At 35.9% G+C, this 16,355-nt stretch carries 12 protein-coding genes, 1 tRNA gene and 1 pseudogene; 9 read left to right on the top strand and 5 right to left on the bottom strand.

Features of this window, described 5'->3' with window-relative positions:
* Nucleotides 1-147: 147 nt before the first annotated feature.
* The 3 genes from ACFILY_RS01555 to ACFILY_RS01545 are packed head-to-tail and all read right to left on the bottom strand — an operon-like array spanning nucleotide 148 to nucleotide 2,489.
* Nucleotides 148-1,566 (bottom strand): ATP-binding protein, encoded by a 1,419-nt coding sequence (locus ACFILY_RS01555; RefSeq protein WP_375637412.1) that lies wholly within the window; start codon nucleotides 1,564-1,566, stop codon nucleotides 148-150.
* The gene (locus ACFILY_RS01550; protein WP_375630861.1) at nucleotides 1,566-2,231 is read right to left on the bottom strand and encodes a response regulator transcription factor; all 666 of its coding nucleotides are present in this window, start codon (nucleotides 2,229-2,231) and stop codon (nucleotides 1,566-1,568) included. Before ACFILY_RS01550 ends, ACFILY_RS01555 begins: the two co-directional genes overlap by 1 nt.
* A 21-nt stretch (nucleotides 2,232-2,252) precedes the next feature.
* Nucleotides 2,253-2,489, bottom strand: a complete 237-nt coding sequence (locus ACFILY_RS01545) for a hypothetical protein (RefSeq protein ID WP_273723886.1) — start codon at nucleotides 2,487-2,489, stop codon at nucleotides 2,253-2,255.
* Between the two features lie 343 nt (nucleotides 2,490-2,832).
* Between ACFILY_RS01545 and ACFILY_RS01540 the strand changes: the two genes are divergently transcribed.
* The 5 genes and pseudogenes from ACFILY_RS01540 to ACFILY_RS01520 all read left to right on the top strand — a co-directional run.
* Complete coding sequence (locus ACFILY_RS01540) at nucleotides 2,833-4,983, top strand: transglycosylase domain-containing protein (protein WP_375630862.1); 2,151 nt, start codon at nucleotides 2,833-2,835, stop codon at nucleotides 4,981-4,983.
* Between the two features lie 17 nt (nucleotides 4,984-5,000).
* Complete coding sequence (locus tag ACFILY_RS01535) at nucleotides 5,001-5,597, top strand: DUF1214 domain-containing protein (RefSeq protein ID WP_273791544.1); 597 nt, start codon at nucleotides 5,001-5,003, stop codon at nucleotides 5,595-5,597.
* A complete protein-coding gene (locus tag ACFILY_RS01530) occupies nucleotides 5,590-6,129 on the top strand; it encodes a hypothetical protein (protein WP_375637413.1) in 540 nt (179 codons plus the stop codon). Before ACFILY_RS01535 ends, ACFILY_RS01530 begins: the two co-directional genes overlap by 8 nt.
* A 534-nt stretch (nucleotides 6,130-6,663) precedes the next feature.
* A complete protein-coding gene (locus ACFILY_RS01525) occupies nucleotides 6,664-7,449 on the top strand; it encodes a DUF1499 domain-containing protein (RefSeq protein WP_375637414.1) in 786 nt (261 codons plus the stop codon).
* Nucleotides 7,450-8,566: 1,117 nt separating this feature from the next.
* Nucleotides 8,567-8,968 (top strand): annotated as a pseudogene (locus ACFILY_RS01520) (DUF1499 domain-containing protein); the annotation flags it as partial.
* Nucleotides 8,969-9,955: 987 nt separating this feature from the next.
* On the opposite strand, the gene ACFILY_RS01515 reads toward ACFILY_RS01520, so the two are convergent.
* On the bottom strand, nucleotides 9,956-10,810 hold the full coding sequence (locus tag ACFILY_RS01515; protein WP_375637415.1) for a hypothetical protein: 855 nt from the start codon (nucleotides 10,808-10,810) through the stop codon (nucleotides 9,956-9,958).
* A gap of 254 nt (nucleotides 10,811-11,064) precedes the next feature.
* On the opposite strand from ACFILY_RS01515, the gene ACFILY_RS01510 reads away from it, so the two are divergent.
* Genes ACFILY_RS01510 through ACFILY_RS01500 form a run of 3 tightly spaced genes read left to right on the top strand, consistent with a single transcriptional unit; the run spans nucleotide 11,065 to nucleotide 14,511 of the window.
* Nucleotides 11,065-12,732: a peptidase domain-containing ABC transporter gene (locus ACFILY_RS01510; protein WP_375637416.1), complete on the top strand. Its 1,668-nt coding sequence runs from the start codon at nucleotides 11,065-11,067 to the stop codon at nucleotides 12,730-12,732.
* Nucleotides 12,722-14,047, top strand: coding sequence for an HlyD family type I secretion periplasmic adaptor subunit (locus tag ACFILY_RS01505; RefSeq protein ID WP_375637417.1), 1,326 nt, complete (start codon nucleotides 12,722-12,724; stop codon nucleotides 14,045-14,047). The genes ACFILY_RS01510 and ACFILY_RS01505 overlap by 11 nt, the downstream gene beginning before the upstream one ends.
* The gene (locus tag ACFILY_RS01500; RefSeq protein WP_375637418.1) at nucleotides 14,047-14,511 is read left to right on the top strand and encodes a toxin-activating lysine-acyltransferase; all 465 of its coding nucleotides are present in this window, start codon (nucleotides 14,047-14,049) and stop codon (nucleotides 14,509-14,511) included. The genes ACFILY_RS01505 and ACFILY_RS01500 overlap by 1 nt, the downstream gene beginning before the upstream one ends.
* Nucleotides 14,512-14,743: 232 nt before the next feature.
* Here the strand turns inward: ACFILY_RS01500 and ACFILY_RS01495 are convergent.
* Nucleotides 14,744-14,818, bottom strand: a tRNA-Gln gene (locus ACFILY_RS01495).
* 875 nt (nucleotides 14,819-15,693) lie between these two features.
* Here ACFILY_RS01495 and ACFILY_RS01490 point away from each other — a divergent pair.
* Nucleotides 15,694-16,296, top strand: coding sequence for a superoxide dismutase (locus tag ACFILY_RS01490; protein ID WP_375637419.1), 603 nt, complete (start codon nucleotides 15,694-15,696; stop codon nucleotides 16,294-16,296).
* Nucleotides 16,297-16,355 lie beyond the last annotated feature (59 nt).

The following is a 16,355-nucleotide window of genomic DNA, read 5'->3' as shown; positions in this document are numbered from 1 at the left end:
ATTTTTTCATGGAGAATATTATAAATATCTATCATATATATCAATTAAGCAAAGAAACTAAAAACAATGTTTCCCTACTCTTTATGTATTGTCTAAAATACTGCTTTATAAACTTTATAGACATTTCTTGCTTAAGAAGAAAATATGTTATTCTCCCATCTTAGGTAACAAAACTTTTGCATACAATCCACCCAAATCAGAACGTGATAAAAAGAGATTGCCACCATATTCACTGACCATATCTGAAACAATTGCTAACCCTAAGCCTGCCCCTAGTTTACTTTCATTAAACCGCCGCCCTCTTTTTAATGCTTCATCAATTTTGTCTTCTGTTAAACCAGGACCATCATCTTCTACAAAGATACTAAAATATTCTTTTTCTTCAACATTTTCTTCTAAACAACAAGAGATCAAAACCTTTGCTCGAGACCACTGAGTAGCATTTTCAATCAAATTCCCTACAATTTCTTCTAAATCTTCCTTCTCTCCAGAAAAAACAATATCATCAACATCCATAATAAATTGAATTTGTTTTTCAGGATTAAGCTTTTTCATAACCCGCACCAAACGTTCAAGCACACTGCGAACAGACGTATGATAGACAATACTATCGCATTGTGCTGCAATCCGTGCACGCTGAAGATAATGATTGATTTGAGCTTGCATTATTTGCGTTTGCTCTCTCAACAAACAAGCCTTTTCTCCGCGCATCTTATCTGTCTCATTCATAATCACAGATAGAGGCGTCTTCAATGAATGCGCGAGATTACCAACTTGTGTGCGAAATCGCTCAATAATACGCTGATTATTATTAATGAGAGCATTCATCTCTTGTACAAGCGGCATCACTTCGCTTACTAAATCCGTATTCACATAATGAACTCTTCCTTCGCGAATATCATTCAATGCGCGTCGAATAAGCTTCAACGGTTGAAAACTAAAGAAAATAATAGCAATATTAATAAGAACACTCCCGATACCGAAACTCCAAAGAAAAATTTGCAAAGTTCGCGTAAATTCCTTTACCTGGGCATGAGCTTCATCGATATTCCCAACAAGCCGAAAACGTGCAATATGATTTTTATTATCAAGAACAACATCACTCTCAATCACTTGTAATTTTTGACCATTGTTCCCCGTTATCCGATAAGAGCGAAAGAATTTATTGTCAAAAGGTATATCAACATCACTTGGTGTAAATATCTCGCCTGTTCCCAATGAGGGGGATGTCAATCTTCCTTTTAAATTATGGGATATCGCAACAACTTCCCAATACCATCCTGTTGTTGGATCAGAATAACGAATATCATCAATCCCAGCCCCTCCTATCAAAGTACCTTCCGATGACACCGTCACTGTTGCAATAAGACTGTAGAGTTGAGCAGAAAGGATACGCTCTAGGCTTTGTTCAGTTGAACGCTTATAAAATAAAATACTTACTGCAGAAATCGATAAAAGAGAAATAACAACCCATAATGTTGATAAGATCATAACACGTAAACTGAGAGATCGAGTAATTACAAAAAAGAACCTCCTACACCAATTATTCTCTTCAAAAACATTCATTAATCACCTAGCATTCTCACGCGATACCCCATTCCTCGAATAGTTTCAATCAAATCCACTCCAAGCTTTTTCCGTAACCGACCTACAAAGACTTCCACCGTATTCGAGTCCTTATCAAAATCCTGATCATAAAGATGTTCTGTAAGCTCTGTTCTTGAAATGACCCTGTCACAATGATGCATGAGATACGAAAGCAGTCTGAATTCATAAGATGTTAGTTTAATCAATTGACCATCTACAAAAACACGAGACGTCTTTGTATCCAACAAAACATTTCCGCAACATAATGCACTTGTCGCATGTCCCGTAGTGCGACGAATTAATGCTCGCAAGCGCGCCATCACTTCCTCCAAATGAAATGGCTTCACAACATAATCGTCAGCTCCAGCATCAATACCGTGCACCTTATCAGACCAACGGTCTCGCGCCGTTAGCATTAAAACAGGCATGGAGAGCCCTTCTTGACGCCACTTTTCAACAACACTAATACCATCAATCTGCGGTAAACCTATATCAAGTATCACCGCGTCGTAAGACTCTGTGCTCCCTAAAAAATAAGCCTCTTCACCATCGAAAGCACTATCGGAAACATATCCTGCACGTCTTACAGCTTCTGCTAATTGATGGTGAAGATTCCGATCATCTTCAACGATTAAGATACGCATCACAACACCATCTGCCAAAAACTAATCAGCAGGAACAAAAAACTCAACACGACGTAACTTTTCACCATTACGGGCTGGTACAACAACTACAATTGCACACATGTCCTTTCCATCCTGAACAACCGGTTTTGAACGGACGAGAACCCCGCTCTCTTGCGCGGCAGCCTTCTTACCTACTTCAGCACACCCAGAAGCTAGAACAGAATCTGCTCCTAAAAAAGCTGCTATTATTACGAACAAGAATTTTTTTTTCATCATAAATATTTCAATAACCCATCTCTTCTCCTTGATAAAGGATAAAAGAAATAATGGTTTTTTTCAGTCGATTTAAAAATCACAAATGGAAATAATTTATCCTCTATCTTACAGAAGAACATATTAACATTACTCCAAATTTTTAAAAAATCAAAAAAATATTTTTAATAATGAGAATAAAATTTATTCAATAAAATAATAAAATATTAATACACTATCTTACGAAAAATGAATAATTCTAAAATAAACTCTTTCTCTGTTAGCACTATAGCAAAAAAATACTTCTACTCCATATAATTATTGTAGATTTGTTTGGTTGTATTTCTTTGCCATAGGCTCTCTTTAAATGTTTGATTTTTTTAAAAAAAAGAAAGGGCAACATCGTAAGCCATTTCACAGTCCTGCTCTCATTGAATTAGACGCACGATTAGACACAGCGCTTTATCACATTCGTTCTGCTAACAGTTTTTTCTGGAAAAAGGCAAAAATCGTCTCACAAAATTTTCATCTTCAAGGATGGAAACGTTTTATCGTTGAAGTTCTCGATGAAATACTGACATTAGGGTTGATGGGATTTACTCTTTTCACTATTTTGGGCATTTCTGTTTTTGAAGTGACCAAAACAGATTGGTCTTCTCCTAAAAACTTTTCCATTCTTTTTCTAGATCGCTATGGAAATTCCATTGGGCACCGTGGTGCACTGCCGGCGATCTCTGTCCCCGTTGAAGAAATGCCTGACACTGTTATTAAAGCGGTTCTCGCTACAGAAGACCGTCGTTTTTTTGATCATTGGGGCATTGATTTTCAAGGACTTACACGGGCAATTTCACAAAATATGCAAGCTAAAGGTGTGGTGCAAGGTGGTTCAACTCTCACACAACAATTGGCTAAAAATTTATTTTTAACAAACGAAAGAACCATAACACGTAAAATCAAAGAAGCTTATCTTGCTCTTTGGCTAGAAGCAAATTTTAGCAAAAAGCAGATTTTACAACTTTACCTTGACCGGGCCTATATGGGAGGAAACAATTTTGGTATTGCCGCAGCAGCAAAATTTTATTTTGGAAAAAACATACGTCATGTCTCTTTAAGTGAATCTGCTATGTTAGCAGGACTCTTTAAAGCTCCAACAAAATATGCTCCTCATAGTCATCTCTTTGCGGCTCAAACACGTGCCAATATCGTCCTTTCTAATCTTGTTAATAGTGGCTTTATGACGAAGAGCCAGATTATCAATGCGCATCGCCACCCTGCTAGGGCACTTCCCCAAATAGAAAATAATCAGCCTGATTATTTTCTTGATTGGGCATTCGAGGAAGTCAAAAAAATGCGCAATCAACTTCCAAGCCATAGTTTAATTATTCAAACGACTCTTGATCCAAATATTCAAAAAGCAGCAGAAGAATCAATTGCATATCATTTACACCAGTATGGTCAACAATATCGCGTAACACAAGCTTCCACTGTTATACTCGATAATAACGGTGCCGTATGCGCAATTGTTGGAGGACAAGATTATAAAAAGAGCCAATTTAACAGAGCAACACAAGGCGGACGACAAACTGGTTCTTCATTCAAACCTTATGTTTACGCAACCGCACTGGAACACGGACTTTCTCCCTCGACAATCGTTTTAGATGCTCCGATCAATTGGGGAGGTTGGACACCAAAAAATAATTCGGGCCGTTATTTGGGGAAAATTGATTTAGCAACAGCTTTAGCTTTTTCTATTAATACAGTCCCTGTGTATCTCACCTATCAATATCTTCACCGCGATACCCAACCTATCATAGATCTCATCAAGAATATGGGGATTAACGCGCATATTTTATCACACAAAACGATGGTTCTTGGCACTTCCAACATGACCCCCATGGATCAAGCAACTGGCTTTAATGTCTTTGCGAATGGTGGGATAGCTGGTAATCGTCATGGGTTCACGCAAATCAGAACAATTGATGGGCATGTGGTATGGGATTTCGAGCATAACGGAAATAAGTTACACCGAGTTCTCAGCAGACAATCAGCTGCTTATATGAACCAAATGATGGTGGGTGTCACAACACGAGGGTCTGGTAAGCGTGCTGCTCTGCCCATGACTCTCGTCGCTGGGAAAACTGGAACATCACAATCCTATCGTGATGCTTGGTTTGTTGGCTTTACTGGCAATTATACTGGAGCGGTATGGATGGGAAATGATAACTTTTCACCGATGAATCGTGCTTTTGGGGGTGGAGTTCCTGCCATGATATGGCAACGCATCATGCTTGCTGCACACCAAAATATTATGCTCAAACAACTCTATGGTGTTAAAGATTCTCTTCTTCCTTATCATCCCCCAATACTTTCCTCCCATGCAGATTCTGAATTTTTTTCCCCAATACCCTCTACGCTTTCTCCTGAAACATTGAATATTGTGCGATTGATTAACAAAGATCTGAAAAAACCATCTGCAATTTCTTTGAAGGTGAAAACAACTGGAGATTCAACATTTTGAATTCAAGATATTCACTGATGTTTTTTAATATCACCATTTTCTTTTTTATCTTCGCTTTTTCCATTTTATGTGGAAAACTGAGTGTCGATTATGTGCTCAATTCCTTTCCTCATTTTGAACGCTTTAGAATTGGAAAATGGAGTGCTTATCCAAAAATGGGAACCGCCAATATGGATCCTTATACCCGCGCCCGCACGACCAAACGAGGCATTGTTTCACTCGGACGCACTGAAGGTCTTCAATTCCAGATTTGGCAAGACAACCAAGGGCGTCCACTCCACCCCCACTGTCATTATTTACTCAAAGGCACCATCCCTGAAACTCGTCTTTTCACCCTTTATACAGCTGACAAATCCCTAAAACCCTATACTTCATCCAAAGAAATACCTTTTGAACTCCACACGAATGCTATTATTTATGAGCATGATGGCTCATTGCGCATCAATATTTCACCTACACCACAAGCTGGCAATTGGCTTGCAACAGTTAGTCAAAAAGAATTCGGGCTTATTCTTACCTTATACGATACCTCAATCATCTCTGCAACGGCATTACAAAAGCTTACAATGCCATCAATAGAACAAATTCCATCAGGACAAATAAATTGTGACTAGATTCATTTATACCGCACTTCTTGCAATCATTGGCGCTATTATCGTTCATATTTGCGTTCTCTTTCTGATCCCCTATTGGACACAAAATAATATATGGACAGCACTTAAAAAATCCGGAGCCCCTTATCAATTTGTTGCTTTTACTCCCGATAATCCTATTCAACAATCTGCTGATCCCCTCTTTCTTCTTAAAGTCTGCAGATTTAATCTTGAAAATGGACCTGTTCATTTAAAAGCTTTGAAAACACGACAATTTTGGTCACTAGCAGCCTACACACACAAAGGAATTATTTTCTATAGCCTTAATGACCGAACAGCCCCTGATAATACACTCGATCTTATTATTGGAAAACCAATACAAATCATAGAACTCAAAAAATCAAAACCTAAAAAAAATGCCAATTCAGTTTTGGTTGCTAAAAATTTGAATGAAGGTTTTGTTATTTTACGTATTTTTGCCCCTTCTTCACTTGCAAAAAAAGAAAATGAAGCTTTTCTTTCATCTGCGACCTGCCGCATATTTTATGAATAAAAACGGAGTAACCTCTCATTTGTACAATACCTTACTTTCTATACAAAATACATGAAGCCTATCAAAATGGTTATCTTTTTTCTCTATTAATTGAAACTTCGAATTCAGATTTATCTGATTATAAATCCCTCAATTTTTTATTGAGATAGAATGAAATCTCTATTGCACATCATCATATCCTATTTGATTACGCATTATCTGACAGAAAAAACTCCCAGCAATCAGAAGAGAAAATCAAGAGTAAAGTTCTAGAAAAATATGCTGCTAACAACCGTAAAACTTGTTATTTGAGTTTATTTCTTTTTATTTACAAACATTCCCATAAAATTCGCATCAATGACATGATAAACTATAGAAAAAATACTGATTACCTTCAATGAAGTGCAAAAATAATCGCTGGAAACTTATAAGACATTATGCATCCTTGACCTCAAAAATAAGTGCTTTATTTTTGTTTTATGAGCATAAGCTTTTTGTAAGATATGCACTCTGAAAAAACTTGGCTTATAGTTTACAATTGAGGGGAAAAACTTCATGAAGAAGAGATATGTTCGGTTCATTTCAAGAGCAGCAGTATGGTCCCCTCGATTTGGTGGATTGTCGTTCTTTGTTTTATTATTTTCATTCATTTTACAACGTTTTTCCGTCATTAACGTAACCGACTTCATAATTTTGATCGGAATCTCTACCGGCTGTGTGATTATTTCTCTTTTTCTTGCTTTAAAAGCACTTTACAGCTTATGGGTCTATGGAGCCCTAGGGGGAATGAAAGCTTTAAAAGGGATCATTTATTCGGTAATAACGGCTACACCACTGATGTTATTTTTTGGACTTTGGTTTACCTTACCGGCTCTTTACGATATTTCTACCGATACACAAAGCCCGCCGGCTTTTTTTCGCACAATACGTCCCAGCGATGCTTTACCGCTCAAAAGTGTTTTGACTGAACAAGCAACATTACAGATGTCACAATGGCCAGAAATATCGGGGCGCCGTTATGATGGCTCACCTGATCGTATTCGCGAATCTGTTCTCAATGTTTTAGCAGCCTATGATTGGCCTGTTGTGGCTCAACGAGAGTTTAAAGGTGAAGAAAATGCGCTTTATATTGAAACGAGAGCTAAAACTTTTTACCTTGGGTTTATTTCGGATATCGTGATACGCTTAACTGATGAAGGGGATACAACTTTTGTTGATATGCGTTCTGCTTCTCGTTATTTGCCAAGAGATTTGGGGACAAATGCTGCTTTTATTATCGATTTTATGGATGCCCTTGATACGGAAATCGCTTCCCTTCCTCTTTCACAAGAAGATGAATAACGATCAAGAGCGAGAGAGAAGACACTTTATTTCACAAAAATTGCTTATTTTTCAATAAACATGATACATAAGCAAACAATCACTTTTCAAAAGCTATAAACTAAAAATTCTTATACAAAAGATAATATTCTCAAACCTAACCATTCTTGAAATAATGAAAAAGATTAAAAAAATAGGAAATAAAAAACAGAAATATTGATAATAATATTAAAGTCTCTGTCTAACTGTAATCAGTAAATATTTTTTAAATTTTAATATTAAATAAATTATTATAAAACTCATATCAAAAACATTATTATATAAAAATAATAAATAATCATTTTTCATATAAATAACGTATACAAATAAAAACTGTTATAGAAAGTAATATAACAAATATAATGAACAAAAATGTGCTTAAAAACATTTTTTTCACAATTTCTTTGTTACTATAACCTTTAAATTTATACTTTAAAAACATGGAATAGAAAAATATAAAGAAAAAACATGTAGAAGATAATAATTTTGCAATAATACGAATAATATCACTCATAAAAAATCCAAATTAAAAATATATAAAAACAATAAACATTAATATATATTATATCATATAAAACTTAATAATTTAAAATAATATAAAAAACGAATTTATTCTTAATTAATGATTTAATTTTAATATTTTTTTCATTACATACCTTAGATACATAATACAATTTAAATAAATATAATTAAACAAAAAAATGCAAAAAACAATTCATAAAGTATATTAAAAATATATATAACAAATAAAATTTCCAAATTAATCTATAATTATAATTTAATAATGAATAATCATTGTTCATAGAAATAACGTATATAAATAAAAAATATTATAGAAAATAATATAAAGAAAAAAAATATTCTTAACAAAATTTTTTTCCAAATTTCTTTTTTACTATAACCTTTAGATTTATAATATGAAAACAATGTATAGAAAAATATAACTAAAGCACCTATAGAAAATAATAATTCTACAATAATACTAATAAGCTCATTCATAAAAAAAATCCAAATTAAATATATAATTTTGTAGAATTATGCACCTAAACCTTCCTGTCAAGTTTGTAGACACATAATTATGCCTACAAGCTTGTTCATTGCTTTACCGCTCAAAAGTGTTTTGACTGAACAAGCAACATTACAGATGTCACAATGGCCAGAAATGTCGGGGCGCCGTTATGATGGTTCACCTGATCGTATTCGCGAATCTGTTCTCAATGTTTTAGCAGCCTATGATTGCCCTGTTGTGGCTCAAAGAAAGTTTAAAGGTGAAGAGAATGAACTGTATATTGAAACGAGAGCTAAAACTTTTTACCTTGGGTTTATTTCGGATATCGTGATACGCTTAACTGATGAAGGGGATACTACTTTTGTTAATATGCGTTCTGCTTCTCGTTATTTACCAAGAGATTTGGGAACGAATGCTGCTTTTATTATCAATTTTATGGATGCACTTGATACAGAAATCGCTTCTCTCCCTCTTTCTCAAGATGATGGATAAAAATCAAGAGAGATAAAGCACTTTATTTCATAAAAATTGCTTATTTTTCAATAAATCATGATACATAAGCAAACAATCACTTTTCAAAAACTATAAACTGATAATCCTTATACAAAAGATAATAATCTCAAAATAACCCATGCTTGAAATAATTAAAAAGATTTAAAATAGGAAGTAAAAAACAGAATTCTTTATGATAATACTGATTTAAAGTATCTATCCCAATGTAATCAGTAAATATTTTTTTAAAGATAAATATTATATAAAAATAATAACTTATTTTTTATAAATAACTCTACAAATAACACCTTATAATTATATTTTAAAATAATATAACAACTTGATTTTATATTATTTTAAAATTCCCATATATTCAATTAATAAATTTGCAGCATAATATAATATAAAAAACCTAATTGTTGTTAATATTGTCCTTTTTATACTCCAGTTCTTACCTTTAAATTTATTGTAAAAAAACATGCAAAGTCCAAATCCAATTGCTGTAATTAAGGAGCTAGTAAAAGTATGCATAACAAAAAATCCAGACTGAAATTTCATCTACTTTATGAATGATTTAATAGAGAGAGAGCAATAGAGTATAATTCAAATAATAAACTTAACTCAAATAATTATAATTTTATATATAAATAATTTTTATAAAATTCCCATATATTTAACTAATAAACTTCCAGAATAATATATTATAAAAAATATAATTGTTGATAATATTATTCTTTTTATACTCCAGTTCTCACCTTTAAATCTATTGAAAAAAAACATGAAAAATCCAAATGCAATTGCTGTCACTAAGGAACTAATAAAAGTATACATGACAAAGAATCCAAAATAAAATATCTATTATCATAAACAAAAATATCCCTGAAATCAGTTTAGCCATAGCTTTAAAGTATGTTTACAATATTAACTGATCTCAGAAATATCTTTATAGCTATTTTCTAAATAAATTAAAAACAGTGTCCCTCCACTTTACGGATGGCATTGATTGTATTTATCTATAAAACCGGTAGCAGCTCCTGTTAGTCCGCCGCCTACTGCTCCACCGAGCGCACCAACAGGACCTCCAGAAGCTCCTGCTATTCCACCTCCTATTGCTCCTATCCCTCCCTTTATGGCAGCTGATTCAACGTAATCGCCTACTTGACAACTCGGATTTGGATGACATTGATTATACTTATCTACAAAACCGTTAGCTGCTCCTGTTAGTCCGCCGCCTACTGCTCCAGTGAACGTACCAACAGGACCTGCCACTGAACCACCTAATGCTCCTCCTAGTGCTCCTATCCCTCCCTTTATGGCCGATGCTTCAACGTAATCGCCTACTTCACAGCTCGGATTCGGATGAAATTGATTGTACTTATCTACCAAGGCATCACCAGCTCCTCCTATTCCGCCGCTTACTGCTCCACCGAGAAAGCCAGCACCTGCACCTCCTGGTTCAGCAATAGAACCTCCCGCTGCACCAGCACCACCTCCTAATACTAATCCTACAATGCCGCCTTTACCTGCTTCTTGAGCATAAGCGTCTGTATTATGATCATCTTCTGGAAAAAGCCAACTTTTTGGATGTGAGTTACTACTTGAATCACCAGCTCCTCCTATTCCGCCGCTTACTGCTCCACCGAGTAAGCCAGAACTGACACCTCCCGGTCCAGAAAAAAGACCTCCAACTGCACCAGCAATACCTCCTATTACGTCTCCTATGATGCCGCCTGTACCTGCTGTTTGGGCATAAGCGTCTGTACTATAATCATCTTCTGGAAAAAGCCAACTTTTTGGATGTGAGTTACTACTTGAATCATTTGATGAGCTTGAACTACCCATTTAAATCCTCCTTTTATTATTAAAAATAACTGTATCACAACGATACAGTGGGAATTTGATTATTGTTCATTTTAGCAAATGTCAAATATAATTTGTATAAATAACAATAAAAATACTGTATAAACAATAAATACATTATGTTTATATTATATTCATACAAAATGTATATTTTGTATGAATATAATACTATTTACAATACTGTTTAAATATGCGACATCAATCGCTCTTTCTATTAAATAAAATCATAAATTCAAATGAGTCATTCACAAGAAAAACCTGTATCATTCTCTTGGTTTACAAGAACAACAAAGAAATATATCTATTATGTTATCGAACTCAGTTGCGTTGCTGTTGTTTTGCGTTTGCTGGGCTTGGTGAATCCTTTTATTTTTCAAGCGATTATCGACCGTATTCTCCCTTTTCAGCGTATTGAAAGTCTCTATGCTATCGTTGTCTTGATGGTTGCTATCATGCTGTTTAGCACAGCTCTTAGCACTCTATCAGGTTATTTAGGAGCTTATTTAGCCAATCGGCTTACGCTAGAATTTGGACGGCGCATTTACACCCATCTTTTAAGTCTCTCCTTGCCCACTTTACGCCGTTGGCAAGTGGGAGAATTGTTTTCACGTATTGGAGAAGTTGATACAATTCGCGGTTTTTTAACAGGAACCATCGCCACCACTGTGCTAAATGTTCTGTTTGCCATTATTTATATTGCTGCACTCTTTTCCATTAGTCCGAAACTGACCTTCATTGTCCTTATCATTTTACCTTTACAAATGGGTTCTTTAGCGCTAGTCGGTCCCTTCTTGCGCCGCCAATTACGCCGTGCTTTCACTCTGCAAGCTGTCCATAAATCGCGCCTTATTGAAAGTTTTACCAATCTTGAAGCCATTAAAGCACACGTAAAAGAATCTGCTCATACGATACGCATGCAAGAAACTTTAGCCCGTAGTTTAGATCAAAGCCTTACAACCAGTAAATTGCATCTTCTCAATGGAGCCATGAGTCATATTTTTGGTGATCTTTTCACTATTTTTATTATCTTTTTTGGTGCTCAGGCAGTTCTTCAAAACCAGATTACACTAGGACAACTTATTGCCTTTCATCTCCTCGCTGGAAATGTTTCTGGTCCTATCTTAAGCCTTGCATCCCTATGGGAAGAATGGCAGCATTTGAAAATCTCTCGTCTTCGTTTGGGCGATATTCTTAACTCCCCTTCAGAATGGGAAGAAGAAAAGCCGCCTCTTCAACTCAGCGCTCCTCCTCATCTTGAAGCCAACGATCTCTGTTTTTCTTATGGAGATAAGTCCATTATCAATCATCTTGATGTCTGTTTACAACCTGGGCAACCAATTATGTTACTTGGTCCTTCAGGGTGCGGAAAAACAACCTTGGCGAAGCTCCTTTGTGGACTCTATCCCCCAACAAGCGGAAAGATATTGATTAACGCCCAACCTTTACAGAATTTTGATGTCCGTAGCGTGCGTGAAACAATCGCGTATTTTCCTCAAAATCCTTGCCTTTTTTCCGGAACCATTCTTGAGAATATGCTTCTTGCTAAACCAGATGCCACTAAAGATGAAATCGACGCTGCACTATATGTTAGTGCTTGCCATGATTTGATTGCTCAGTTGCCTTTAGGACTCAATACTCAAGTAGGAGAGCAAGGTGGTTTTTTATCAGGTGGTCAGCGCCAACGCTTGGCTTTGGCTTGTTTCTTTCTGATAAACCCAAGCCTTCTTATTTTAGATGAACCTACTTCCGCATTGGATGACACTGTCAGTGCACAAATTGTTGAGCATTTATATAAACTTTCGCAAGAACGTATTGTTCTTGTTATTACCCACAAAAGCGACCTCTTTCCTCAGCATGCAACCGTCTTAAACTTTACTGATTTGGAGGCAAAAAATGGCAGATAAAGCTCCTTATTTGCGCCCTTTGTCACCAACGCTTCATATGGTTGTTGCTGTTTTGGTCACCTTATTTCTCTTTATTGTGATCGGCAGCTTTATCGCAAAAACAGAGATTGTTGCACGGGGGCAAGGAAGTGTTATTCCCACCGCTTACGTTCAGCTGGTCCAAGCGCAAAATACAGGACGCATTGAGAAAATTCTTGTAAAAGAAGGGCAATTTGTTCATCAAGGTGATCTCCTTATTCAATTAGATCCCCGTGAAGCCCTCAATGAGTGCGCACGTGTTCAAGCAGATATCGCGCAACAAACCCTTCAAGCACAAATTGCAACAGCTATTTTAACAGCTTTGCATGAAAGTGATCCTTTGGATAAAGATTTTGTAACCAAAGGGCTTGCCTATCTGCCTGCTCCTCCTTCTGGCAATAAAACTGCAAGAATAGAAGGGGAAAAACTCATTAGCGCTACCCTTCAATCTCTCCAAGATAAATTAAGAGCGCTAAAAGCACAGGCGGACCGCGTCGAGCGCAGCGGTGCAACACAACATGCGCAATTAGATAGGTTGGAAGATGATCGTCAATTAAGCCAAGGAAAATTAAAAGCTGCAAAAAGCCTGATGGAAACAAAAGTCATTAGCCAAGCCGTTTATTTAGAGCGTTTACATGACTTTAAAAATGTCGAGCATGAAATTTTAACCAATCAAAGGCGTTTGGAAGAAAATGCCGCCGAAATAAACACCCTCCGCCAACAACGGAAAAGTCTCATTTCCGATGAAATCGCCCGCTATCGGCAACTTTCGCGTGAAACAGAACTGAATCTTCAAGGATTAAAAGCAAAGCTTGATAGCACTCAATACCATCTTGACCACTTATCACTCTATGCACCTGTTGATGGACGTATCGATGATTTAAGTATCCATACTTTGGGCGGCTTTGTAGAGGCTGGTAAAACTCTCATGCGTATTGTCCCTGGTGCGGGTGGTCTCATTATTGAAGCATTTTTTGATAATCGAGATATTGGTTTTTTAGAAAAGGGCCAACGTGCTTACATCAAGTTTTCTGCCTTTCCTCCTGAACGTTTCGGTGTTATCCACGGTACAGTCGTTAATGTAGGTGCTACAGCGCGCTATAATAAAGAAATTAATGGTGTCTACGCTGTTTTAATCAAAATTGACCAAGATCACATCACTTTGAATAACAAACAACTTAAATTTATCCCTGGCATGACTGTAACAACGGATGTCATTACCTCAAAACGACGTCTCATTTCTTATTTCTTTGAACCTATCACCAAAATTTTAGAACAATCTCTAAAGGAAAGATGATGTCTGTAAATGAAAATCCATCACCATCACTCATAGATCCTCTTACGGCTTTGGGTGCCATGGTTGTTTTAATGCTTACATCTCCCTTATACCGCCGCTGGCGAATCTGGGATATTGAACGCAACATAGGCCCCGCCTTACAGACTGGGCAATATAAACTCTATAAAAATGAACGTGGAGAATTTTGTGCCTTTATCACTTGGGCTTTTTTAGATGAGAAAAATCATCAATCTATGCTTGAAAAGGGAGAGCTTTTACCCGATGTCAATTGGCAGAATGGAAAATACGTATGGTTTATTGATTGTGTAGCACCCTATGGCCATACTGCTCATATTGTACGCGATATGCAACGAAATATATTTCCTGATCAGCGTTATTGCTACGCTGTTCGACGTAATGAAGATGGTGGAATACGAAAAATTGCACGCTGGTGTTGCTATAGAGCGCAAAATCCAGCCAAATAGTTTTTCTAAAGCAAGTGCGCATAAATCATTTACCCCTCGTCTTATAGAAAAGAATCTTTTAAAAGAGTTCTTTGAGCGATAGCTATAGCAAGAGAACCTTACCATATTTAGAGCTAACCCACTATAAATAAGTGTTTCTCAACTTACCAGACTTGCTATGAATAGCAACACAGAGGTTAAGGGGGCTAATCCACTCTCAAGCTGAACTTTGATTAACTAATTTCACTAGAATTGGCTGGGGTACCTGGATTCGAACCAGGGAATGCCGGTACCAAAAACCGGTGCCTTACCGCTTGGCTATACCCCAAAAAAACACGCTTTATAGCGACTCCTGCACCTTATAGCGATTCCTGTGATTGGACGCAATATCTGAAAATCAAAGACTTTACTTTTTTATCATAAAATTTCTGAGTCTTGTATGGCATTGCCATCGATACAAATTCGTAGCAGAAACTGATATACAGTTGTGATTTTAACATAAGAAGGAACCATTTATCCATCAATTATTTTGCTCTTTGTATTGATTTTCTAGGAACAGAAAATGAAAATCTTGCAGTTTACTCATGTATCTAATAAATTTGCATATGATTTACTTTTCTTGATATATTAAAATCCCATCTTGCTCAATTTAAGAAAAAAGCTGTCACCACATTGGCAACCGGTAAGTGTATGATAGTGCTGCAGTGCTCTTGCATTAAGCATAAAGATGGTAATGTCCACTAATTTTTACATTATATTATTCATGGGTAGCACCATAAAATAAAATCAAGCACATTGAAAAATATTTCCTAAAAAATAACACTTAATATTCTGTTGAAAACATTATGATACACCCATAAACTGGAAGAGTTTTGCAAAAATTAAAAACATTTTATATGGTATTTGAAAAAATAGAGATACAAAAACAAGGAATAATAGCTATTTCCATTTACTTTTTATTCAAAAGATAATGATATTTATTACCCACTCATAGATGTAAAAAATCTTCAGAAGCAATCTTTATGTAGACCAATACCCTTTTTGATTGATGAATATACATTTCCTAAAAGCTTCTTTTACAAAAAGAGAGACATTAAAACTATTTCATACAAACTAGGTATTCAACATTTGCTTTTAAATGCGGTAAATGGCAAATTAGGCTTATGAAATAAGCTTAACAATTAGAATCGAGGAGATTTTTAAATGGCTTTTGAATTGCCCCCATTGCCTTATGATTACGATGCCCTTTCGCCTTATATGTCACGCGAAACGCTTGAATATCATCATGATAAGCATCACCTCGCTTATCTTACCAACACCAATAATTTTGTGAAAGAGTTAGGCTTAGAAAATGAAAGCCTTGAAGATATTGTTAAAAAAAGTTTTGGAAAAAATATTGGTTTGTTTAATAATGCAGCGCAGTATTACAATCATAACCACTTTTGGCTTTGGATGAAAAAAAATGGTGGTGGCCAAAAACTTCCTGAAAAGTTAGCAAAAGCTATTGACGCTGATCTAGGTGGTTACGACAAATTCCGCGCTGATTTTATTGCTGCTGCTAGTGCCCAATTTGGTTCTGGATGGGCGTGGGTTGCTGTTAAAAATGGCAAGCTTGAAATTATGAAAACGCCTAATGGCGAAAATCCCTTAATTCACAATGCTCGACCTATTTTGGGTGTCGATGTGTGGGAACATTCCTATTACATTGATTATCGCAATACTCGACCGAAGTACCTCGAAGCCTTTGTAGACCATTTAATTAATTGGGACTATGTTTTGAAACTTTATGAAGAATGTGAATTTTAAACTGTCTCAATAATTTTTTAGTGTATGAAAGTCCCTATAATCCAATAAATTATCGGAGA

The organism is Bartonella sp. CL25QHWL (genome assembly GCF_042195335.1).
Classification (GTDB): domain Bacteria; phylum Pseudomonadota; class Alphaproteobacteria; order Rhizobiales; family Rhizobiaceae; genus Bartonella.
The sequence above is the reverse complement of the archived record's forward strand: the minus strand, read 5'-3'. Positions and strand labels throughout refer to the sequence as shown.

Excerpts from the sequence above, each read along its gene's own strand:
- ACFILY_RS01525 (WP_375637414.1), top strand. The coding sequence starts at position 6,664 with ATGAAGAAGAGATATGTTCGGTTCATTTCAAGAGCAGCAGTATGGTCC.
- ACFILY_RS01535 (WP_273791544.1), top strand. The coding sequence starts at position 5,001 with ATGTTTTTTAATATCACCATTTTCTTTTTTATCTTCGCTTTTTCCATT.
- ACFILY_RS01550 (WP_375630861.1), bottom strand. The coding sequence starts at position 2,231 with ATGCGTATCTTAATCGTTGAAGATGATCGGAATCTTCACCATCAATTA.
- ACFILY_RS01545 (WP_273723886.1), bottom strand. The coding sequence starts at position 2,489 with ATGATGAAAAAAAAATTCTTGTTCGTAATAATAGCAGCTTTTTTAGGA.
- ACFILY_RS01505 (WP_375637417.1), top strand. The coding sequence starts at position 12,722 with ATGGCAGATAAAGCTCCTTATTTGCGCCCTTTGTCACCAACGCTTCAT.
- ACFILY_RS01500 (WP_375637418.1), top strand. The coding sequence starts at position 14,047 with ATGTCTGTAAATGAAAATCCATCACCATCACTCATAGATCCTCTTACG.
- ACFILY_RS01510 (WP_375637416.1), top strand. The coding sequence starts at position 11,065 with ATGAGTCATTCACAAGAAAAACCTGTATCATTCTCTTGGTTTACAAGA.
- ACFILY_RS01540 (WP_375630862.1), top strand. The coding sequence starts at position 2,833 with ATGTTTGATTTTTTTAAAAAAAAGAAAGGGCAACATCGTAAGCCATTT.
- ACFILY_RS01490 (WP_375637419.1), top strand. The coding sequence starts at position 15,694 with ATGGCTTTTGAATTGCCCCCATTGCCTTATGATTACGATGCCCTTTCG.
- ACFILY_RS01555 (WP_375637412.1), bottom strand. The coding sequence starts at position 1,566 with ATGAATGTTTTTGAAGAGAATAATTGGTGTAGGAGGTTCTTTTTTGTA.
- ACFILY_RS01515 (WP_375637415.1), bottom strand. The coding sequence starts at position 10,810 with ATGGGTAGTTCAAGCTCATCAAATGATTCAAGTAGTAACTCACATCCA.